Source organism: Streptomyces sp. NBC_00654 (assembly GCF_026341775.1).
In the GTDB taxonomy this organism is placed as follows: domain Bacteria; phylum Actinomycetota; class Actinomycetes; order Streptomycetales; family Streptomycetaceae; genus Streptomyces.
Genome location: NZ_JAPEOB010000001.1, coordinates 1331816 through 1352291, shown reverse-complemented (window position 1 = coordinate 1352291; position 20476 = coordinate 1331816). Strand labels below are relative to the sequence as shown.

Annotated in this window: 19 protein-coding genes and 1 pseudogene; 6 read left to right on the top strand and 14 right to left on the bottom strand. The window is 71.9% G+C overall.

Annotated features, from left to right (window positions below):
- Nucleotides 1–2: 2 nt before the first annotated feature.
- Nucleotides 3–1310, bottom strand: coding sequence for a metallophosphoesterase (locus OHA98_RS05980; RefSeq protein WP_266923078.1), 1308 nt, complete (start codon nt 1308–1310; stop codon nt 3–5).
- Nucleotides 1311–1382: 72 nt separating this feature from the next.
- Nucleotides 1383–1628, bottom strand: coding sequence for an SCO4848 family membrane protein (locus OHA98_RS05975; protein ID WP_266923076.1), 246 nt, complete (start codon nt 1626–1628; stop codon nt 1383–1385).
- A 145-nt stretch (nt 1629–1773) separates the two neighbouring features.
- Between OHA98_RS05975 and OHA98_RS05970 the strand changes: the two genes are divergently transcribed.
- The gene (locus tag OHA98_RS05970) at nt 1774–3033 is read left to right on the top strand and encodes a D-alanyl-D-alanine carboxypeptidase family protein (RefSeq protein WP_266923074.1); all 1260 of its coding nucleotides are present in this window, start codon (nt 1774–1776) and stop codon (nt 3031–3033) included.
- On the opposite strand, the gene OHA98_RS05965 is transcribed toward OHA98_RS05970, so the two are convergent.
- Entirely contained in the window at nt 2981–3988 is a 1008-nt protein-coding gene (locus tag OHA98_RS05965; RefSeq protein ID WP_266923072.1) for a YihY/virulence factor BrkB family protein, read from the bottom strand. The two genes, OHA98_RS05970 and OHA98_RS05965, sit on opposite strands and share 53 nt — an antisense overlap.
- Before the next feature lie 131 nt (nt 3989–4119).
- Here OHA98_RS05965 and OHA98_RS05960 point away from each other — a divergent pair, with 131 nt between their 5' ends.
- Together OHA98_RS05960 and OHA98_RS05955 are read left to right on the top strand one after the other, a co-directional pair.
- Nucleotides 4120–5469, top strand: a complete 1350-nt coding sequence (locus OHA98_RS05960) for an FAD-binding oxidoreductase (RefSeq protein ID WP_266923070.1) — start codon at nt 4120–4122, stop codon at nt 5467–5469.
- A 38-nt stretch (nt 5470–5507) separates the two neighbouring features.
- On the top strand, nt 5508–6359 hold the full coding sequence (locus OHA98_RS05955; RefSeq protein ID WP_266923068.1) for an SDR family NAD(P)-dependent oxidoreductase: 852 nt from the start codon (nt 5508–5510) through the stop codon (nt 6357–6359).
- Between the two features lie 37 nt (nt 6360–6396).
- Here OHA98_RS05955 and OHA98_RS05950 read toward each other — a convergent pair whose 3' ends face one another.
- Both OHA98_RS05950 and trpS read right to left on the bottom strand, forming a co-directional pair.
- Entirely contained in the window at nt 6397–6984 is a 588-nt protein-coding gene (locus tag OHA98_RS05950; protein WP_266923066.1) for a 2'-5' RNA ligase family protein, read from the bottom strand.
- A 105-nt stretch (nt 6985–7089) separates the two neighbouring features.
- Complete coding sequence (gene trpS, locus OHA98_RS05945; protein ID WP_266923064.1) at nt 7090–8103, bottom strand: tryptophan--tRNA ligase; 1014 nt, start codon at nt 8101–8103, stop codon at nt 7090–7092.
- A 262-nt stretch (nt 8104–8365) separates the two neighbouring features.
- On the opposite strand from trpS, the gene rocD reads away from it, so the two are divergent.
- A complete protein-coding gene (gene rocD, locus OHA98_RS05940) occupies nt 8366–9571 on the top strand; it encodes an ornithine--oxo-acid transaminase (RefSeq protein WP_266923062.1) in 1206 nt (401 codons plus the stop codon).
- A gap of 138 nt (nt 9572–9709) precedes the next feature.
- On the opposite strand, the gene OHA98_RS05935 is transcribed toward rocD, so the two are convergent.
- Entirely contained in the window at nt 9710–10897 is a 1188-nt protein-coding gene (locus OHA98_RS05935) for a glutathionylspermidine synthase family protein (protein WP_266923060.1), read from the bottom strand.
- A 5-nt stretch (nt 10898–10902) separates the two neighbouring features.
- Nucleotides 10903–11196, bottom strand: coding sequence for a hypothetical protein (locus OHA98_RS05930; protein WP_266923058.1), 294 nt, complete (start codon nt 11194–11196; stop codon nt 10903–10905).
- A 257-nt stretch (nt 11197–11453) separates the two neighbouring features.
- Between OHA98_RS05930 and OHA98_RS05925 the strand changes: the two are divergent.
- Nucleotides 11454–11720: pseudogene (locus OHA98_RS05925) on the top strand (hypothetical protein); the annotation flags it as partial.
- Nucleotides 11721–11782: 62 nt separating this feature from the next.
- Here the strand turns inward: OHA98_RS05925 and OHA98_RS05920 are convergent.
- Nucleotides 11783–13183 (bottom strand): PLP-dependent aminotransferase family protein, encoded by a 1401-nt coding sequence (locus OHA98_RS05920; RefSeq protein ID WP_266923056.1) that lies wholly within the window; start codon nt 13181–13183, stop codon nt 11783–11785.
- 47 nt (nt 13184–13230) lie between these two features.
- Between OHA98_RS05920 and OHA98_RS05915 the strand changes: the two genes are divergently transcribed.
- Nucleotides 13231–13743: a carboxymuconolactone decarboxylase family protein gene (locus tag OHA98_RS05915; RefSeq protein WP_266923054.1), complete on the top strand. Its 513-nt coding sequence runs from the start codon at nt 13231–13233 to the stop codon at nt 13741–13743.
- Nucleotides 13744–13870: 127 nt separating this feature from the next.
- On the opposite strand, the gene OHA98_RS05910 is transcribed toward OHA98_RS05915, so the two are convergent.
- The 6 genes from OHA98_RS05910 to OHA98_RS05885 all read right to left on the bottom strand — a co-directional run bounded on the left by OHA98_RS05910 (nt 13871) and on the right by OHA98_RS05885 (nt 20411).
- A complete protein-coding gene (locus tag OHA98_RS05910; RefSeq protein WP_266923052.1) occupies nt 13871–14860 on the bottom strand; it encodes a serine/arginine repetitive matrix protein 2 in 990 nt (329 codons plus the stop codon).
- A gap of 3 nt (nt 14861–14863) precedes the next feature.
- Nucleotides 14864–15244, bottom strand: a complete 381-nt coding sequence (locus tag OHA98_RS05905) for a hypothetical protein (protein WP_266923050.1) — start codon at nt 15242–15244, stop codon at nt 14864–14866.
- Nucleotides 15245–15246: 2 nt separating this feature from the next.
- Complete coding sequence (locus OHA98_RS05900; RefSeq protein ID WP_323179518.1) at nt 15247–17133, bottom strand: hypothetical protein; 1887 nt, start codon at nt 17131–17133, stop codon at nt 15247–15249.
- Nucleotides 17134–17393: 260 nt separating this feature from the next.
- Complete coding sequence (locus OHA98_RS05895; RefSeq protein ID WP_266923046.1) at nt 17394–18383, bottom strand: malate dehydrogenase; 990 nt, start codon at nt 18381–18383, stop codon at nt 17394–17396.
- A 514-nt stretch (nt 18384–18897) separates the two neighbouring features.
- Nucleotides 18898–19506: a DUF3017 domain-containing protein gene (locus OHA98_RS05890; RefSeq protein WP_266923044.1), complete on the bottom strand. Its 609-nt coding sequence runs from the start codon at nt 19504–19506 to the stop codon at nt 18898–18900.
- Between the two features lie 20 nt (nt 19507–19526).
- Nucleotides 19527–20411, bottom strand: a complete 885-nt coding sequence (locus OHA98_RS05885) for a bifunctional methylenetetrahydrofolate dehydrogenase/methenyltetrahydrofolate cyclohydrolase (RefSeq protein WP_266923042.1) — start codon at nt 20409–20411, stop codon at nt 19527–19529.
- Nucleotides 20412–20476: the final 65 nt, after the last annotated feature.

Here is a 20476-nt window from a genome sequence, read left to right as displayed (position 1 = left end):
TCTCAGGCCTGCCGGGAGGCCAGCTCCACCACCGTGATGTCCGACGGCGCCCCCACCCGCACGGGCGGCCCCCAGGCTCCCGCGCCGCGCGAGACGTAGAGCTGGGTGTCCCCGTAGCGTTCGAGTCCGGCGACGGTGGGGTTGGCCAGTCCGGCGATGAGACTGCCGGGCCAGAGCTGTCCGCCGTGGGTGTGGCCGGAGAGCTGGAGGTCGACGCCGTGCTCGACGGCGTCGTGGATCACGACGGGCTGGTGGGCCAGGAGGACGGCGGCGCGGGAGCGGTCCCGGTCGCCGAGGGCCCGTACGAAGTCGGGGCCCTGGCCCTCGCTCTCCCCGGCGACATCGTTGACCCCGGCGAGGTCGAAGCCGTCGATCTCCACACGGGCGTTCTCCAGCGGGTGCAGTCCCAGCTCCCTTACGTGGTCGACCCATTGGGCCGCGCCGGAGAAGTACTCGTGGTTCCCGGTGACGAAGAAGCTGCCGTGCCGTGCTTCGAGCCCGGCCAGCGGCTCCGCGGCCGTGCCCAGGTCCGCGACGGACCCGTCGACGAGGTCCCCGACGACGGCGATCAGATCGGGCCGGGTCGCGTTCACCGCGTCGACGATGCGCCGGGTGTGGGCGCGGCCGAGGATGGGGCCGAGGTGGACATCGCTGACGACGGCGATCCGGAACCCGTGTGCCGAGCGGGGCAGCCGGGCGAGGGGTACGGTGATCCGCTTCGTACGGGGGCCGCGCAGCACCCCGTGGGTGCCGTACCCGACGGTGCCGAGCCCGGCGACGGCGGCGGCGCCGCCGACGGCCCTGGCGACGAACAGCCGCCGCGAGGGCCCGGCCGCCGCGGTCGGGGGTGCTTCGGGCGCCGCCGTGTCCGCGTCCGGGGCATCCGGCGTGGTCGAGGAGCCGGCGGAGGGCGCGGAGGGGGCGGCGGGGGCTCCGGACAGGGCCATCGTCTCGGTACGCGGGTGGGCACCCGCCTCCGCCGGGCCGTCCCGGCGGGCGAGCACCCGGCGCAGGAGGGGGCGTACGGCCTCGCCGACGAGCAGGGCCAGCGTCAGGTACAGGAGCGCGGCCAGCCACAGATAGCCCGGCCAGGCGAGTACCTGCTGGAGCCAGAAGGGGAATCCGGCGCGGCCGGAGACGAGCGCGCCGACGCTCAGCAGGGGCAGGACGAACGCGGCGGCCGTGCCCGCCCGGCGCATCGCGCTGCCCGGCGCCGTCGTGTCACCGACGAGACGCCGCCATACGTAGCGGTGCACGGCGGCGAGCAGCGCCAGTACCCCGACCGCCACCAGGATGAAGACCACTGCCATGTGCGCACCCCCGTTTGCCTGTCCTCGGACCGGCCGCCGGACCGCTCCCCCTGCCGGTTCGTACCGCGAGGGTCAGGTGCGCTCACGGCGCAAAGCCCTGACACCACGGAACCCGATCACCCCGACCGCCGTCCCCAGAAGAAAGGACGTGATGGCGAGCAGCAGGTGCACCCAGAAATAGGTGGTCGGGTCGCCCGCGTCGTCGAACGCGAGCCCGCTGCCGTCCTTCCACAGGTTCTTGACGAAAGTGATCCAGATGAACCAGCTCCACACCCCGAACGCGAGCAGGAACCAGGAGACGGGGCGGCTGAGCTTCATGGATTCAGTATCACCGCCCGCCTCCGGCCGGATCGCCCGGGGTGGGGGGTACGGCGGGGTGCGGGGTGGGCTGTCCTGGCGTTACCTGCGGCGGGTCCGGCGGTCCGGGTCCCCAAGCACATCTTCGCCCTGTACGTTTCCGACCGTGCATGCTCTGAAAAAGACCGTGTTGACGGTCCTCTCCGCCGCGTTGCTGTCCGGTTTTGTCCTCAGTCCCGCTTCTGCGGCCGACAAGGACAAGACCGACGACAAGCAGCCGAAGCCGACGCACCCCATGTCGAACGTCGGCGGTGAGCAGCTCGCCAAGGTCGGAACCCAGGTCAATCTGGGGCCCGGCGCCCCGGTCCTGCCCAAGGACCTCACGGGCCGGTCGTGGATCGTCGCGGACGCGGAGAACGGCCAGGTGCTGGCGGCGCACAACTCCCACTGGCGGCTGCCTCCCGCCTCCACCCTGAAGATGCTCTTCGCGGACACGGTCCTGCCGGCGCTCCAGCCGAAGAGCCTCACCCACAAGGTGACGGACGCCGAACTCGCCGGTGTCGGCGCGGGCAGCAGCCTGGTGGGCGTCAAGGAGGACCACACCTATACGGTCCACGACCTGTGGCTCGGGGTGTTCCTGCGCTCCGGCAACGACGCGGTGCACGTGCTGGCCTCGATGTTCGGCGGCGTCCCCAAGACGGTCCAGGCGATGCAGAGCCACGCCGAGGAGTTGCAGGCCCTCGACACGACGGTGGTCTCGCCGGACGGGTACGACGCGCCGAACCAGGTCTCCAGCGCGTACGACCTCACCCTGTTCGCCCGCAGCGGGCTGCAGAAGAAGGACTTCCGCGAGTACTCCGCGACGGCCTCGGCCGACTTCCCCGGCGAGGAGAAGAAGGGCAAGAAGCGCGAGAGCTTCGAGATCCAGAACACCAACCGGCTGATCACCGGGGACATCGGGGTGGAGCCGTACAAGGGCATCGCGGGGGTCAAGAACGGCTACACCACCCACGCGGGCAACACCTTCACCGGTGTCGCCGAGCGCGACGGCCGGGTGCTGCTGGTCACCGTCATGAACCCGTCCTCCGACGAGAGCCACGCCGTGTACAAGGAGGCCGCGAGCCTGCTCGACTGGGGCTTCAGCGCGAGCGGCAAGGTGACGCCGGTCGGCGAGCTGGTGCCGCCGAAGTCCGCGGAGACCGGGACAGGCAAGGGCGCCGAGCCGGCCGCCGGGGCGAACAAGTCCGGGCAGGACGGGGAGGCGTCCGCGAAGAAGAAGACCGCGGTCGCCTCCAAGGGCTCCAGCGGGGTCGGGATCGCGCTGGCGATCACCGGCGGAGTGCTGGTCGTGCTGGCGGCCGGGGTGTTCCTGGTCAACCGGCGCTGGCCGCTGCCCGACCTGGTCCGCCGCCTTCCCCGTCGCTGACCGCCCCCTCCGTCCGGCCGCCCTCCGCCCGCCCCCGCTCCTTTCCCGTTCCTTCTGCTGCTGCTTCTCCTTCTGCCTCTCCTTCTGCTTCTCCCTCGATACCGACCTTGCTCCGCGTCGCCGTCCAGGCGGCGCAGAACAGCAGCAGCTTCGCGGTGAAGTTGATCCACAGGAGCAGGGCGACGGGCACGCCGAAGGCCCCGTACATGCTCTTGGACGCGACGCCCTTCATATAGCTGCCGAGCAGCAGTTTGAGCAGTTCGAAGCCGACCGCGCCGAGCAGCCCGGCGACCAGCAGCCGGCGCCTCGGCGGCTCCACCCCGGGCAGCAGCGTCAGCAGATAGAGCAGCAGCAGGAAGTCGGCGAGAACGGCCACCACCAGTGCGGCCACCTGCAACAGCACACCACCCGCACCGTGATCGGTGACGCCCAGCAGATCGGCGGTCCGGCCGACGGCCGTCGAACCGGCCGCGGAGACCGCCAGCGTCGCGAGCGCCGCGCCGCCCAGGCCCAGCAGCAGCCCGGCGTCCTTGAGCTTGCGGACGACCGGGTTGCCCTCCTCGACGCCGTCCATCTCCCAGACCGCGCGCAGACACTCCCGCAGTGAGCCGACCCAGCCGATACCGGTGAACAGCAGCAGCGCACCGGCCACCACACCGACCGTGCCCGCGTGGGCCACCAGATTGTCGATGCCGAGCTGGTCGGAGATGCCCGGCACCTGATCGGCGATCTTGTCCTCGATCTTGTCCAGCTGCTTGTCGGAGAGCAGCGCGGCGCCGATCGCCGCACCGACCGCGATCAGCGGGAAGAGCGCCAGGAAGCTGATGAAGGTGATGGCGGCGGCCAGCCGGGCCCAGTGGACCCGGTCCAGCCTCTCGTAGGAGCGCCAGGCGTGCGTCCCCATCAGCCGGGAGACGAGCGGCCCGACGACGGGGAGTTTCTTCAGCCAGTCCATGACGTACGCGTACCCTCCAGGCCCGGAAGAACCGGTGCGGGTGGTTCTCTGACACCCAATCAATCACCCATTCCAGTGAGCACCGTAACAAATGCCGCAAAGGGGTTTTGTCTGGCGATACGGTCACCATCATGTCCGTCGACACGGTGTCCTTGACCGGCTGGGGCCGCACCGCCCCGACGACCGCGCTGCGGTTCCGCCCCCGCAGTTACGAGGAGGCGGCGGCCGTCGTGCGCGGGCGTGGTCCCCGCGGCGTCCTCGCCCGCGGGCTCGGCCGCGCGCACGGCGACGCGGCCCAGAACGCGGGCGGCTCCGTCCTCGACATGACCGCGCTGAACCGCGTCCACACCATCGACACCCGTACGGGCACCGTGGTGTGCGACGCGGGGGTGAGCCTGCACCGGCTGATGGAGGTGCTGCTGCCGCTGGGCCGGTTCGTGCCGGTCACGCCCTCGACCCGCCACATCACGGTCGGCGGTGCGATCGGCTCCGACGTCCAGGGCCGCGACCATCGCCTCTCCGGTTCCTTCTCCCGGCATGTCGGCTCGCTGGAACTGCTCACCGCGGACGGCGAGGTGCGTACGGTGCTGCCCGGCACCGCGCTCTTCGACGCGACCGCCGGCGGGCTGGGGCTGACCGGTGTCGTGCTCGCCGCCACCCTGCGGTTCCAGCCGGTCACCTCCTCGCTGATGTCGGTCGACACGGAGCGGGCGACCGATCTGGACGACCTGCTGGCCCGGTTCACGGCCGGTGGGGACCGCCATCGCTACGCGTCCGCCTGGCTCGATCTGCTGGCACGGGGCGGCGCGACGGGGCGCGGCATCATCACCCGTGGGGAGCACGCGCCCCTGCACACGCTCCCGGCACGCGCGCGGCGCACCCCGCTCGCGTTCCGCCCGGGGCAACTGCCGGCCGCCCCCGCCCTCGTCCCGGCGGGGCTGCTCGGCCGGACCTCCGCCGCCCTGTACAACGAACTCCGCTTTCGCGCCGCCCCCAGGTCCCGCACCGGTGAGCTCCAGCGGATCCCCACGTTCTTCCACGCCCTGGACGGCGTACCGCACTGGAACCGGCTGCACGGCCGCGGCGGCTTCGTGCGGTACCAGTTCGTCGTCCCCTACGGGCAGGAGGAGACGCTGCACCGCGTCGTGCGGCGCCTCTCCACGCGCCGCTGTCCCTCGTTCCTCGCCGTGCTCAAACGGTTCGGCCGGGCCGACCCGGGCTGGCTGTCGTTCCCGGCTCCCGGCTGGTCGCTCGCACTCGATCTGCCCGTCGGCCTGCCCGGTCTGGGGCGGTTCCTGGACGGGCTCGACGAGGAGGTGGCGGCGGCCGGCGGCCGGGTCTGCCTGGCGAAGGACGCCCGGATGCGGCCCGGGGTACTGGCCGCGATGTATCCGCGGCTGCCCGAGTTCCGGGCGCTGCGGGCGGAGCTGGACCCCGGCGGAGCGTTCCGGTCCGACCTCTCCCGCCGGCTCTCGCTGTGAGCTCCCGTCCGTATCCCGTTCCCACCAGGAGTGATTTCGTGAAGGACGCCTTCGGTGCCCCGCAGTCCCTGCTCGTCCTCGGCGGCACCTCACAGATCGCGCTGGCCACCGCGCGCCGGCTGATCGCGCTCCGCACCCGCACGGTGTGGCTGGCCGGCCGCCCCTCCCCCGCCCTGGAGACCGCCGCCGCCGGGCTCCGCGCGCGCGGCGCCGAGGTCCGTACCGTCGCCTTCGACGCCCTCGACCCGGAGTCCCACGAGACGGTGCTCGGCAAGGTCTTCGCGGAGGGCGACATCGATCTGGTGATGATGGCGTTCGGCATCCCGGGCGACCAGACGCGCGACGAGGAGGAGCCGCTGCGGGCGGTCCGGGTCGCCCGGACCAACTACACGGGGGCGGTCTCCGCCGGGCTGGTGTGCGCGGGCGCGCTCCAGGCGCAGGGTCATGGGTCGCTGGTCGTGCTCTCCTCCGTGTCCGGCGAGCGCGTACGCCGCGCCGACTTCATCTACGGGTCGAGCAAGGCCGGCCTGGACGCGTTCGCGCAGGGGCTGGGAGACGCGCTGCACGGCACGGGGGTGCGGGTGATGATCGTCCGCCCCGGTCCCGTCCGCCCCGGTTCCGTACACCCCGGTTCCGTACACCCGGGCTCCGTACGCGGCGACGGGGCCGAGCCGGACGGCACGGACGGGGCAGCGGCGGTGACAGGTGTCGTGGACCCCGCGGAACTCGTGCGCCGGCGGCTCATGACCACCCCGGAGGCGGTCGCGGACGCCATCGTGACAGGGCTGAGGCAGGGCACCGGGACGGTGTGGGTGCCCGGGGCGCTACGGGTGGTGATGTCGGCACTGCGTCATGTGCCGCGCCCACTGTTCCGGCGGCTGTCCGTCTGAGGGCTGCCCGTCTGAGGGCTGCCCGGCGGCCCGCCGCTCAGGGGTGCAGCGACGGCTCGTCCACGGAGGAGCCGCCCTGTGCGGGAACGGCGGGCGCGACGCCGCCTCCGAAGGGGAATTCATTGATCTTGCGCCAGACGGCGTCCGCGCCCTGTTCGTAGAGCGCGAAGGAACCGCAGGTCCAGGCGGCCTCGTAGGAGGAGAGCTCCTCGTACGCCCGGTCCATCGCCTCCTCGGAGATGTCGTGCGCCACGGTGACGTGCGGGTGGTACGGGAACTGGAGATCGCGCACCAGCGGCCCGGACGCGTCCCGGACCCGCTTCTGCAGCCAGGAGCAGGCCGAGGCGCCCTCGACGACCTGGACGAAGACGACCGGCGAGAGCGGCCGGAAGGTCCCGGTGCCGGACAGCCGCATCGGGAAGGGCCGGCCGGCCGTGGCGATCCGGGCGAGATGCGCCTCGACCGCCGGCAGGTCGGCCGCCTCCGCCGCCGTCGGCGGGAGCAGGGTGACGTGGGTGGGAATGCCGTAGGCGGCAGGGTCCCCGAAGCTCGCGCGCCGCTCCTGGAGCAGGCTGCCGTAGGGCTCCGGGACCGCGATCGAAACGCCGAGCGTTACGGTCCCCACGTCGTTCTCCTCAATCCTCGTCGGTCGGTCCGCCGATGGCCGGTTCTCGGTCCCGCCGCCGCAAGTGTGCAGCCTGCGGCGGCGTTCTCGCCAGGGCCGTTGGACTCAGTGCTTGGCGGGCAGAAGGCCCATACGGTCGTAGGTCTGCGCCAGGGTCTCCGCGGCGACGGTCCTGGCCTTCTCCGCACCCTTGGCCAGGATGGAGTCCAGCGTCTCCGGGTCGTCCAGATATTCCTGCGTACGGCTCCGGAACGGGGTGACGAACTCCACCATGACCTCGGCGAGGTCGGTCTTGAGCGCACCGTAGCCCTTGCCCTCGTACTTCTGCTCCAGATCCGCGATTCCGGTTCCGGTGAGGGTGGAGTAGACGCTCAGGAGGTTGCTGACGCCCGGCTTGTTCTCCGTGTCGTAACGGATGACCGTGTCGGTGTCGGTGACGGCGCTCCTGACCTTCTTCGCCGTGATCTTCGGCTCGTCCAGCAGGTTGATGAGGCCCTTCGGCGTGGACGCCGACTTGCTCATCTTGACCGACGGGTCCTGGAGGTCGTAGATCTTCCCCGTCTCCTTGAGGATGTACGGCTCCGGAATGGTGAACGTCTGCCCGAACCGGCCGTTGAACCGCTCGGCGAGGTCCCGGGTGAGCTCGATGTGCTGGCGCTGGTCCTCGCCGACCGGGACCTGGTTGGCCTGGTAGAGCAGGATGTCCGCGACCTGGAGGACCGGGTAGGTGAAAAGGCCCACGGTCGCCCGGTCGGCACCCTGCTTGGCGGACTTGTCCTTGAACTGCGTCATCCGGGACGCCTCGCCGAAGCCGGTGAGGCAGTTCATGACCCAGCCGAGCTGGGCGTGCTCGGGGACATGGCTCTGCACGAAGAGCGTGCACCGGTCGGGGTCCAGGCCGGCCGCCAGCAGCTGGGCGGCGGCGAGCCGGGTGTTCGCGCGCAGCTCCGCGGGGTCCTGCGGAATGGTGATCGCATGCAGGTCCACGATCATGTAGAAGGCGTCGTGGGACTCCTGCAGCGCCACCCACTGGCGGACCGCACCGAGGTAGTTGCCGAGGTGGAACGAGCCTGCGGTGGGCTGGATTCCGGAGAGCACGCGAGGACGATCAGAGGCCATGGGACCCATTGTCTCAGGTGCGGAACCGTTCTCCGGCAGCCGGTGTACGGCGCAAATCTGCGCGCCCCCTCATGTGCGGCACCGCGCCCCCGCACGTGCGGTACCGCGCCCCCGCGCACACGATGACGCGCCGCGATGACGCGCCCCGCACGGACCGGCGCGCGAGGCGCGCCGCGCCGTGAAGGTTTCCTCGCGCCGGATCGGACCGACGATACAAAGTGGGCACGACCCCCGCCCACGCCGCACGACGAACGGAGATCCCGTGTCGACCACGGAAACTGCCATCGCCTCCGCCGAGGCGCACAGCGCGCACAACTACCACCCGTTGCCTGTCGTCGTCGCCTCGGCGGAAGGCGCCTGGGTGACCGATGTCGAGGGGCGGCGCTATCTGGACATGCTCGCCGCCTACTCGGCGCTGAACTTCGGTCACGGCAACCGCCGCCTGATCGAGGCGGCCAAGGCTCAGCTGGAGCGGGTGACCCTCACCTCCCGGGCCTTCCACCACGACCGCTTCGCCGAGTTCTGTACGGAGCTCGCCGAGCTGTGCGGCATGGAGATGGTCCTGCCCATGAACACCGGCGCCGAGGCGGTGGAGACCGCGGTGAAGACGGCCCGCAAGTGGGGCTACCGGGTCAAGGGCGTCCCGGACGGCATGGCGAAGATCATCGTCGCCTCGGACAACTTCCACGGCAGGACGACCACGATCATCAGCTTCTCCACGGACCACGAGGCACGGGCCGACTTCGGCCCGTACACCCCGGGGTTCGAGATCGTGCCGTACGGGGACCTGACCGCGCTCCGCGCGGCGATGACGGAGAACACCGTGGCGGTGCTGATGGAGCCCATCCAGGGCGAGGCCGGGGTGCTGGTGCCGCCGCCCGGCTATCTGCCCGGGGTCCGGGAGCTGACCCGCGAGCGGAACGTGCTGTTCATCGCGGACGAGATCCAGTCGGGCCTGGGCCGGACGGGAAAGACCTTCGCCTGTGAGCACGAGGGCGTCGTGCCCGACATGTATCTGCTCGGCAAGGCGCTGGGCGGCGGGATCGTACCGGTTTCCGCCGTGGTCTCGTCGGCCGCGGTACTGGGCGTGTACCGGCCCGGGGAGCACGGTTCGACGTTCGGCGGCAATCCGCTGGCGTGCGCGGTCGCACTGGAGGTGATCGCGATGCTGCGGACGGGCGAGTACCAGCAGCGGGCGGCGGAGCTGGGTGATCACCTGCACCGGGAGCTGGGGCTGCTGACGGGCGGCGGCTCGGTGGAGGCCGTCCGGGGGCGCGGCCTGTGGGCGGGCGTCGACATCGCCCCGGCCCTGGGCACGGGCCGGGAGATCTCCGAGCGGCTGATGCGACGCCGGGTGCTGGTCAAGGACACCCATGGCTCGACGATCCGGATCGCGCCGCCGCTGGTGATCTCCAAGGAGGACCTCGACTGGGGCCTGGACCAGCTGCGGGCGGAGCTCGGCGCCTGACGCGGGTGGACGGCGCGGGCGCCTGAGCGTACGGGCGGGCGCCTGAGCGTACGGACCGGGGCGTACAGGGCGCACGGGTCCCGGCCCTCGGTTCGGGGGCCGGGGCCCGGGTCCCGGGTCCCGGGTCCCGGGTCCCGGCTAGAGGATGACGTGGGGCAGGAAGCGGGCGTACTCGTCCGTGACAGGACCCGCCGATTCCCGGATGCCGAGTCCGGCGGCCTCGTCCTCGACGACCCACGCGCCCAGCACCACCCGGTTGCCGTCGAAGTCGGGCAGCGGGGCGAGCTCCTGGTAGCAGCAGGGCTCGTCCCGTACCGCCGCCGCGCTTCCCGGCCCGTGGAGGGTGACCCCGGCGCCCTCGCGGCCGAGCAGGGGCTTGGCGGCGTATCCGGCGCCGCCGGGTCCGGCGAGGCCGCGGGGGCCGTCGAGGTAGGACGGCAGCAGGTTCGGATGTCCCGGGTACAGCTCCCACAGGACGGCCAGCAGCGCCTTGTTGGAGAGGAGCATCTTCCAGGCGGGTTCGATCCAGCAGGTGGTGCCGGTGCCGCCGCCGTTGTCGAGCGTGTCCAGCACATGCGGTCCGAAGCGGTCCGTCGCCAGCCACTCCCAGGGGTAGAGCTTGAAGCAGCTCCGGATGAAGCGGAGCCGCTCGTCGACGAAGCGCCCGCTCAGCCGGTCCCAGCCGATGTGTTCGACGGACAGCGCCTCGGTGTCGATCCCGGCCTGCTGGGCGGTCTCGCGCAGATACGCGACCGTCATCAGGTCCTCGCCGAGCTCGTCGCCGTCCGAGTGCGCGAAGTGCAGCGGCCCCGGCGGCAGCAGGGGCGCCTGCCGCTTCCAGGCCTCGACGAGGCGCTCGTGGAGGGAGTTCCACTGGTCCGCGCCGGGGAACCGGTCCTCCATCCAGAACCACTGCGGGCTCGCGGCCTCCACCAGCGAGGTCGGGGTGTCGGCGTTGTACTCCAGCATCTTCGCCGGGCCGGTGCCGTCGTACCGGAGGTCGAACCTGCCGTACAGGGAGGGCAGTTCGGCGCGGCGCCGCCAGGAGTCGGCGATCAGTGCGGCCAGCCGGCGGTCGGTGATGCCGAGATCGGCGAACCGGTCCCGCTCGACGATGTGCGCGGCCGCGGCCAGGCACATCGTGTGCAGTTCCTCGACGACCTCTTCGAGCGCCTCGACCTCGGGCAGCGTGAAGACGTAGTAGGCGCTCTCGTCCCAGTAGGGGCGCAGCGAGCCGTCCGGGTAACGGGTGAGCGGGTAGACCAGGCCCTGTTCCTCGACGGTCTCCTGCCAGCCGGGGCGCGGTTCGATCGTGCGGCGTCGCATGCGCGTCAGCCGCCGCCCGTTCCGGAGCAGCCGAACCCGCCTCGGTCGACCGCGGCCTTGTTGAAACTGCCGCCGGTCACCTTGCCGTTGCTGCTGGTGCCGCCGTAGTAGTACGAGCCGCTGCCACCGCTGCTGCTGCCGCCGCTGCCGCCCGCGCACTCGTAACTCGGCAGCTTGTCCTGGGTCAGCGGGTCGACGCACCGCCGGTCCGGATCCGAACCGCAGGAGGTGATCGTCGCCGCGAGCACTCCCATACCGCCGAGCACCACAGTGCTCGATCTCAGCCTCCGCTTGGACATTTTCCGCTCCCCCGTTGCCCTGTGCTGTCGTTTCCTGTCCTGTTCGGTCCACCCTCAGACCGCTCGTCAGATTAGATGGCCGGGCCACTCGATCGGAACCCGGTGCGTCAACCACGCGCCAGTAGAGTCCCTATGTGTTCTTTGGGATGATCTGCGCGCTCGGTTCCGCGGTCTGCTTCGGCACGGCCTCCGTCCTCCAGGCCGTCGCGGCCCGCGCCGCGGCCCGGCCGGGCTCCGAAGCGGGGGTCGACCCCGCGCTGCTGCTCACGTCCGCACTGCAGCGTGGTCCGGTGACCACCGCGACGGCCGGGATGGTGCTCGGCGAGACCATCGGCCCGGCCCTGGTCGGGGTCATCTGGCTCGGCGACGAGACCCGGGACGGCCTCGGGTGGCTGGCGGTCACCGGGTTCGCGGTGGCCGTCGCGGGGGCGCTGGCCCTGGCCCGGTTCGGCGAGGCACCGGTGGACGGGGCGGGGGCTCCGGACACGGCAGGGGCGCCGGGGACGTCAGCGGGGAAGGCGTAGGCAGACCCTCGCCCCGGCGGCCCGGCAGCCGGTGGCCCCTGCGCCCCGCGCCCTCGCGGCCCCTACGGCAGCACCCGGCACAGTGCGTCCAGCGCCCCCGCCCAGGCGCTGTCGGGCGGGGAGCCGTAGCCGATCACCAGCGCGTCACGGCCGGGCGGCGCGTCGCGGTGCCGGAAGCGCGCGAGGCCCTCCAGGGCCAGCCCCTGCCAGGCGGCCGCCTGGATCACCGCGCGCTCGCTGCCTTCGGGGAGTTCGAGGACCGCGTGCAGCCCGGCCGCGATTCCGCCGACCCTGATGTCCGGCGCGCGTTCGGCGAGCGCGGCGACGAGCTGGTCGCGGCGGCGCCGGTACCGCAGCCGCATCGAGCGCACATGGCGGTCGTACGCCCCCGAGGCGATGAACTCCGCGAGCGTCAGCTGATCCGGCGCGCCCGGTGTCCAGTCGAACTCCCCCTTGGCCCGCGCCACCTCCGTCACCAGCTCCTGCGGCAGCACCATCCAGGCGAGGCGCAGACCGGGCGCGAGGGACTTGCTGGCGGTTCCCAGGTAGACGACGCGCTCCGGATCGAGCCCCTGAAGCGCCCCCACCGGCTGTCTGTCGTACCGGAACTCCCCGTCGTAGTCGTCCTCCAGGATCAGCCCCGCCGTGGACCGGGCCCAGTCGACCGCGGCGGCCCGCCGGTCGGGGTGCAGCGGGACGCCCGTCGGGAACTGGTGCGCGGGCGTCATCAGGACCGCCCTGACGCCGCGCATCCCGGCCAGCTCCCCCGTACGGGACCCGAGGCCGTCCAACGGCAGGCACGGGGTACGCAGTCCGGCCTCCCTCAGCAGGTTCCAGTGCGGGTCGAGCCCGTACGACTCGACGGCGACCTCCCGCACCCGCCGCGCCCCGAGCACCTTGCCCAGCAGCATCAGCCCGTGGACGAAGCCGGCACAGACCAGAATCCGCTCCGGTGCCGCGTACACCCCGCGGGCCCGCGCCAGATACTCGGCCAGTACGGTGCGCAGTTCGACGCGTCCGCGCGGATCGCCGTACCCGAACGCCTCGTTGGGGGCGGCGGTCAGCGCCCGGCGGGCCGCCTTGAGCCACTCCGCGCGCGGGAAGGCGGCAAGGTCGGGCGAGCCGGGCTTCAGGTTGTGGACGGGCCCGGACCGCACCGCGGGGGACGGTGGCACGGCCGGGTCCGCCCGGCGCGGCACGGACCTCGGCGCGACCCGGGTCCCCGAACCCTGCCGGGCGGTGAGCCAGCCCTCGGCGACCAGTTCGGCGTAGGCGTCGGCCACGGTGTTCCGGGCGACGCCCAGGTCGGCGGCGAGCGTGCGGGAGGACGGCAGCCGGGTCCCGGGAGTCAGCCGCCCGGTGCGCACGGCCTCCCGCAGGGCCTCTATCAGTCCGCTGCGCAGTCCCCCGCCGTGCGGTTCGATATGCAGATCGGCACCGAAAGTGGCCCAGGAATCTGTCATGGGAATGGACCATACCGTTGCGCCACCCAGGCCATAGCGTCGTAGACATGACGACACACACGCACGACCGCACCACCTCCGCGTACGCCCCCGAGCACCCGGCCCGCCTGGCCTGGTCCCGGCTCGCCCCCGATGTCTACAAGGCGATGGTCCGGCTGGACGCCGCCTCCAGGAAGGGTCTGGACCCGCTCCTGGTCGAACTGGTGAAGGTGCGGGCCTCGCAGCTCAACCGCTGCGCCTTCTGCCTGGACATGCACTCCAAGGACGCGCTCGCGGCGGGCGAGTCCGTCGAGCGGATCGTCCAGCTCAGCGCCTGGGACGAGTCGCGGCACTTCTACACGGAGAAGGAGGTGGCGGCGATCGAGCTGACCGAGGCCATCACGGTGCTGACCGACGGCTCCGTCCCGGACGAGGTGTACGCGAAGGCCGCCGAGCACTTCGAGGAGGCGGAACTCGCGCAGTTGATCTCCACCATCACGGTGATCAACGCCTGGAACCGCTTCGGCGTGTCCACCCGCCAGGTCCCCGGTCACTACACCCCCGGCGACCTCAAGCACTGAACGGCCTCAAGCACTGAACAGCCTCAGGCGCTGAACAGCCTCAGCCCCTGAACGGGGTCGGACCCTGAACGGCGTCGGACGCTGATGGCTTCGAGGACGGCGCCACAGGGGGGAGCGGAACCGGCGGTCAGAACGGACTGCCGTACGGGTCGAAGTGCGTCACGGCCACGTCCAGGATCTCCTGCTGCCGCGGCCACTCGCTGTCGGCGGCGCCGACCAGCACCGCGTACAGCCGACCGTCCGAGGCCGTGAAGACGCGCTCGACGACCTGGCGCCGGCCGCCGGTCTCCTCGCTGTCGTACGCGTAGACCAGCTCGGCCGCCTCCCCGCCTCCGGGGTTCTCCACGGCGCCGCGGCTGATCTCCTCGAAGCCCGGGTTGGAGCTGAGTTCCTCGGACGCGCGTCCGACGGCGTCCACGGCGGTGATGGACTCGGCGATCCGGAAGATCTGCATCAGTTCCACGCCGTCGGCCGACCTGTAGAACACCGCGCCCTTGTCCTCGGTGCGGACGTCCCACTCCCGGGGGACAGCGATCCGGAAGCCTTCACGGTCGTCCGTATCGGCGTATTCGGGAGGCGGCGCACCGGACGGCGACGCGGATTCCTGGGCGGTTTCCGACGCGGAGGCATCGGGAAGGGCCCCGTCGGTCCCCCCGGCGTCCTCACCGCCGGTCGTCCCGTCGGCCGAGTTCTCCAGCTCGGTGGAGGTGGCGCTCGCCCCCCGCGCACCTTCGTGACCGCCGTCGTTGTCGCCGCCGAGCGTGAACCACAGCGCCGCCGCACCCACCGCGAGCACGCCCACCGCGACCCCGGCGGTCAGTGGGGTGACCCGCTCCCGGAAGGACCTGCCGCCGCCCGCCCCGCCGGTCCCGGTGGTCTCGAAGGTCCCGGTGATGTTGTTGTACGTCCCCGGCGGCGCGGGCGGCCCTGCCGGGCCCGGAGGACCGGCCGGACCCCAAGGCCCCTGCGGCCCCGGTGGCTCCTGCGTCACGGGGGCCACCGGAACCACCGGCGGTACCGAGGGCAGCGGCGGGGGCGGCGGGGTGTGGCCGCGCCGCTCCTCGGTCTCCCAGCTCTGTGTCTCGTCGTTCCAGCGTGCTCCGCCGCCCCCGTTCACCGCTCAGCTCCCCAGCAGCGCGGCGAGCGCCTGCCCCACGGCGATGCCGGAGGCCAGCGTCCCGGTGAGGGCACCGGTCGCCGTCAGTGCGTCCCGGAGCCGGGCCAGCCTTCCGGGAGTCGCCGCGCCGGCGCCCTCGATCTCCTCCGTCACCGAGACCAGTTCGGCGTCGAGGATCTCCGTGGCGTCCGAGGCGACGAACCGTTCGAGGTCGGCGCGGAGCTCCCGCACGGCGCGGAGCAGTTCGGCCTGGGTCCCGTCGGCGGGAGCGGCGTGCTGGTGCTGTGTGACGGTGTTGTGGTCACCGATGGCGAAGGCGCTGCCGGTCACCGATCCCACGTGGACGGTCCGCTGTACCGGCTGCTGTCCGTCGGGCGTCTCCATGGTCACTTACCTCCGGTGTTCGGGTGCTGGTCCGGCCGCGGCGAGGTGCCGGGTCCGGACGGCTTCGGCGGGGGCTTCTGCGCGCCGGGGCCCTGTTTCGCCCCCGGGGCCCGCTTCGGGTCCGCGGTGGACCGGTGGCCGGCGTTTCCGTACGAGACGTTGTTGTGGTCCCCGATGCCGATCGCGCTGTCCTTCGCGGACTCGATGAAGACCCCGCCCGCGCCGATGTTCACGATCTTCTGCTCGAACTCGTCGGTCTGCCAGCCCGCTTCGCGCAGGGCGAGCCGCACACCACCGGTCACCCGGTCCTGGATGCTCTTCAGATACCGGTTGATGTCCATGTCCTGGAAGAGCGAGGCCTCGTCGTCCGAGCCCAGCTGCCGGATGGACATCGCAGGCCCGTCCGTCAGCGCACCGCTGTTCCCGGCGGTGAGGACCGTCCAGCCGCTGACCGCGCCGCGGCCCAGGGTGACGACCGAGCGCACCAGCGAGCCCGGAGTGCGGGCCACCGCCCAGGCGGTCTTCCCGAACCAGTTGTTGTTGCGGTGCCGGTGGGCGATCCGGTCGGCCTCCTGGAACAACGGGTGCACCGGCATCAGGACATGCGGCGCGAGCTCCAGCATCAGCATCCCGCCCTGGGTGTGGACCCGGACGAAGACGGTGACGACGACCTCCTCGCTCCATCCGCCGACACGGATGCGCAGGAAGTGCCTGCGGCTCTCCCCGCCCTCCTCGACGGCGCCCAGCCGGTGGGTCTCGAAGCCCTCGGGACCGTACGGGGCGTCCTCGCGCCGCCGCATGCCCAGCACCGGCAGGAACACGCACTCGTCGATCTGCAGCTCGCGCAGCCGGTCCCGTACGGCGGCGGCAGCCTCCGGGGAGCCGTGCGGAGACGGCACCCGCAGCTCCTGGAGCAGTGGCACGATCCGGCGGAGGATCCGCGCGTTGTCGATCGGTTCGGTCGGGCCGTCCTCGCTCGGCCGGAGCTCGACGGCCAGGTTCCACGGGTGGTACGGGACCCCGGCACCGCAGAACGGATCGCCGGCGCTGTACATGATCAGCGGGGCGTGCTGCTCCAGCCTGATCCGCTGCTGGAGCCGCCGGAAGCGGCCGCCCACGGTCCGTTCGGCCGGGTCGGCGGTCTGGTCGGGGAAGTTCTTCCTGGCCAGCTCACCGGCCATGACCCGGGCGAACTGGCCGCGCCGGAGCCCCACCAGGGTGGCGATCAGGGCGAAGAAGGCAATCGCTCCCCAGGCCGCGCCCGAGCCGGACCCGCCGGAGGAGAAGCCTTCGTTCAGCACGGCGAGACCGAGACCGGCCCCGTCCGGGATCGCGTCGGACAAGCCGTCGGACAGCCCGTCGGAGGAGTCGTACGAGGAGCCGTACGAGGAGTCGTAGCTCCCGGAATCGTCGTCGTCGTCGAAGAGACCGGCGAAGGCGCTGCCGACGGTCCAGAGCACCGCGAGGAACAGGAGGACCCGCCCGTACCAGCGCATCAGGAACGCCGGGATCCGGCGGTAGACCGGTGGGTTGCGCGCCGACCCCCTGATCAAGGGCGCGAGGGCGAGCAGGACGCACGGCATCACGAGGACCGCGACGGCACCGCGGGTGAGCACGACGCCCAGCAGCCAGGTGGCCAGGATGCCCGCGGCCCACCGGAGTTCGGAGCGGCGTGCCCGCAGGGCGTGCGCCAGCACCCGGGCGGCGTCGAAACCCGTCGACGGGGCGGCGATCCGCTCCTCCTGCACATACAGCTGGTCGATCACGGCGTCGCGGTAGCCGTCGTGCAGATAGACCCCGGCGCAGAGCAGTCTGCAGGCCTCGCTCGTGGCCGGGTGCACGGGCGGTTTCCCCAGCAGGTCGTCCTGGCTCCGCGACGGTTGCGGCACGGTACTCCCGGTCACCGGTTCCCCCTAGCTGACCACAACTCACGCTCCGGCAGCGTGCGTTGGTGGTGGAAAGGGGACACCATACCCGCACTCCGCAGCCCGGTGGAGACTTTTGGGAGCCGTGGCGTCACCACGGGTGACGTCTGCCCGGTCATGCGTCCATCGGGTGCGGGACCCGCGGAACGCCGAAGCGCCCCGGCAGCGGAATGCTGCGGGGGCGCTTCGGCGTACGGCGGTTCCGGCGGGACCGGGACCGGGACTCAGATCAGGCCGAGCTCGCGCACCGCGTCGCGCTCCTCGGTGAGCTCCTTCACCGAGGCGTCGATGCGCGCGCGGGAGAACTCGTTGATGTCCAGGCCCTGGACGATCTCGTACGTGCCGTTCCTCGTGGTGACCGGGAAGGACGAGATGATGCCCTCGGGCACGCCGTAGGAGCCGTCCGACGGGATACCCATCGAGGTCCAGTCGCCCTCGGCGGTGCCGTTGATCCAGGTGTGCACGTGGTCGATGGCGGCGTTGGCGGCCGAGGCGGCGGAGGACGCGCCACGGGCCTCGATGATCGCGGCGCCGCGCTTGGCGACGGTCGGGATGAAGGTGTCGGCCAGCCACTTCTCGTCGTTGACGACGTCGGCGGCGTTCTTGCCGGCCACCTCCGCGTGGAAGATGTCGGGGTACTGGGTCGCCGAGTGGTTGCCCCAGATCGTCAGCTTCTTGATGTCGGAGACGGCGGCACCGGTCCTGGCGGCCAGCTGCGAGATCGCGCGGTTGTGGTCCAGGCGGGTCATCGCGGTGAAACGCTCGGCCGGTACGTCCGGGGCGGCGGCCTGCGCGATGAGCGCGTTGGTGTTGGCCGGGTTGCCCACGACGAGGACCTTGATGTCGTCCGCGGCGTTGTCGTTGATGGCCTTGCCCTGCGGCTTGAAGATGCCGCCGTTGGCGGAGAGCAGGTCGCCGCGCTCCATGCCCTTCGTACGCGGGCGGGCGCCGACGAGCAGGGCGACGTTCGCACCGGCGAAGCCGACGTTGGCGTCGTCGGTGATCTCGATGTTGCGCAGCAGCGGGAAGGCGCAGTCGTCGAGCTCCATCGCGGTGCCCTCGGCGGCCTTGAGGCCCTGCGGGATCTCCAGGAGGCGCAGGTTGACCGGCACGTCCGGGCCGAGCAGGTGGCCGGAAGCGATGCGGAAGAGCAGCGCGTAGCCGATCTGGCCGGCTGCGCCGGTCACAGTGACATTCACGGGAGTGCGGGTCATGGCGATCTCCGTTAGACAGCTGGCGGTGGCGGTCCCCGACCCCTGGTGCCGGGCCCCTGGTGCTGGACACCTCTGAATCTTGATGTGAAGAGATATCCAGCGATCAGGCTATCCGACCCCGGCCGCCCCGGCCGCCCGCCCCCCTGTGGCACGGCACACAACCGGTCACACAGCGCACGCGGGCACGGGGGCGACCCGCCCCTCACCCGTGCCGCACACTCGCCCCGCACCCGTGCCGTACCCGTGCCGTACCCGTGCGCCGGGCCGGTCCGCCACCGTTGCGCAACGATCACACCGTGCCGGAATGGTCACTTCCGTGCCACAGGCCCCAGTGATCCCTTGAACCCGCGTCCGCCGTCCATGACGCTGGAGGCAGGACGGGGCAAGGCCGCTCAAGCCACCGCATACCGGAGTTGCTCGACTTCCGCAGGGGTCCCGCCCGGGGGGTGTCCGTCCCTTCACGGGGGAAGGGACGGACACCCCGTCACCACGCGGGCCGGACCGGCACCGCACCTCAGCGGATCGTGAAGTGGACCGCGTCCTCCAGCACCGGAATGTCCAGCCACGGCTTGGGCTGGGCCATCAGCGCGAGCAGCACGATCAAGGTGCCCATCAGCCCGTACGTGACCAGGTCGGTGAACCGGGACCGTACGGCGAGCATGCCGACCGAGGGGACCGCCCAGCGCAGCACGGCCCCGGTGAGAAGCGCGGCGCCGATCAGTATCGTGCCGATCCGGAACGCCGCGGCGAACGGGTCGGCGGCGACGATCAGCAGCCCGGCCCCGGCCGTGCAGAGCACGGTGAGCAGCGGCCACTGCCGGGCCGGTGCGGGCGCGTCGCCCGATGCCGCCCGACCGCCGCCCTCGGGACGCGCGGTGTCACGGGTCAGCGACGGGAAGCGCCGCGACCGGCGGGGGGCGGTGCTCCCCGCACCGGGCTCCTCGGCCGTCGCACCGCCCTGCTCTCCCGACTCGCCCTGCTCTCCTGGCTCGTGCGGCTCGTGCGGCTGCTCGCCCCGCTCCCCCGGGCCCCTGTCCCCGGGGACGGACACGGAGGCGGGGTCGGAGGCGGGGTCGGGAGCGGGAGCCGGATCGGCCCCGGCCGGACTCGTACCAGCACCCATGGGGTTCCTTCCGGTTCGGGTCAGCCCGCGGTCGCGGCGGCGTCGGTGGCCTCGGCGGCCGTCCGCTCGGCTGCCTCGACCACGTTGACCAGCAGCTGGGCGCGGGTCATCGGGCCGACACCGCCGGGGTTCGGGGCGACCCAGGCGGCCACTTCGGCGACTCCGGGGTGCACATCGCCGACGATCTTGCCGTTCTCGTCGCGGCTGACGCCGACGTCGAGCACGGCGGCGCCCGGCTTCACGTCCTCGGGCTTGATCAGGTGGGGCACCCCGGCGGCGGCCACGATGATGTCGGCCTGCCGGAGGTGGGCGGAGAGATCACGCGTACCGGTGTGGCACTGGGTGACGGTGGCGTTCTCGGTCTTACGGGTCAGCAGCAGCGGGATCGAGCGGCCGATGGTGACACCGCGGCCGACGACCACGACATGCGCGCCGTTGATCTCCACACCGTGGGCACGGAGCAGCTGGACGACACCCTGCGGGGTGCAGGGCAGCGGGCCGGTCTCGTTGAGGACCAGCCGGCCGAGGCTCATCGGGTGCAGGCCGTCGGCGTCCTTGGCCGGGTCCATCAGTTCCAGGACCCGGTTGGTGTCGATGCCCTTGGGCAGCGGGAGCTGAACGATGTAGCCCGTGCATTCGGGGTTGGCGTTGAGCTCCCGTACGACCTCCTCGATCTCCTCCTGCGTGGCGGTGTCGGGGAGTTCGCGCTGGATGGAGCCGATGCCGACCTGCGCGCAGTCACGGTGCTTGCCGTTCACGTACCAGCGGCTGCCCGGGTCGTCCCCGACGAGCAGGGTTCCCAGGCCGGGGACGATGCCCTGCGCCTTGAGGGCCGCCACACGGACGGTCAGATCGGATTTGATCGCGGCAGCGGTGGCCTTGCCATCGAGAATCTGGGCAGTCATGTTCCCATCCTCGCGGATGACCCCGCCCGCATACCAATTGCGGGTCCCCCATGGACACAAGGTTG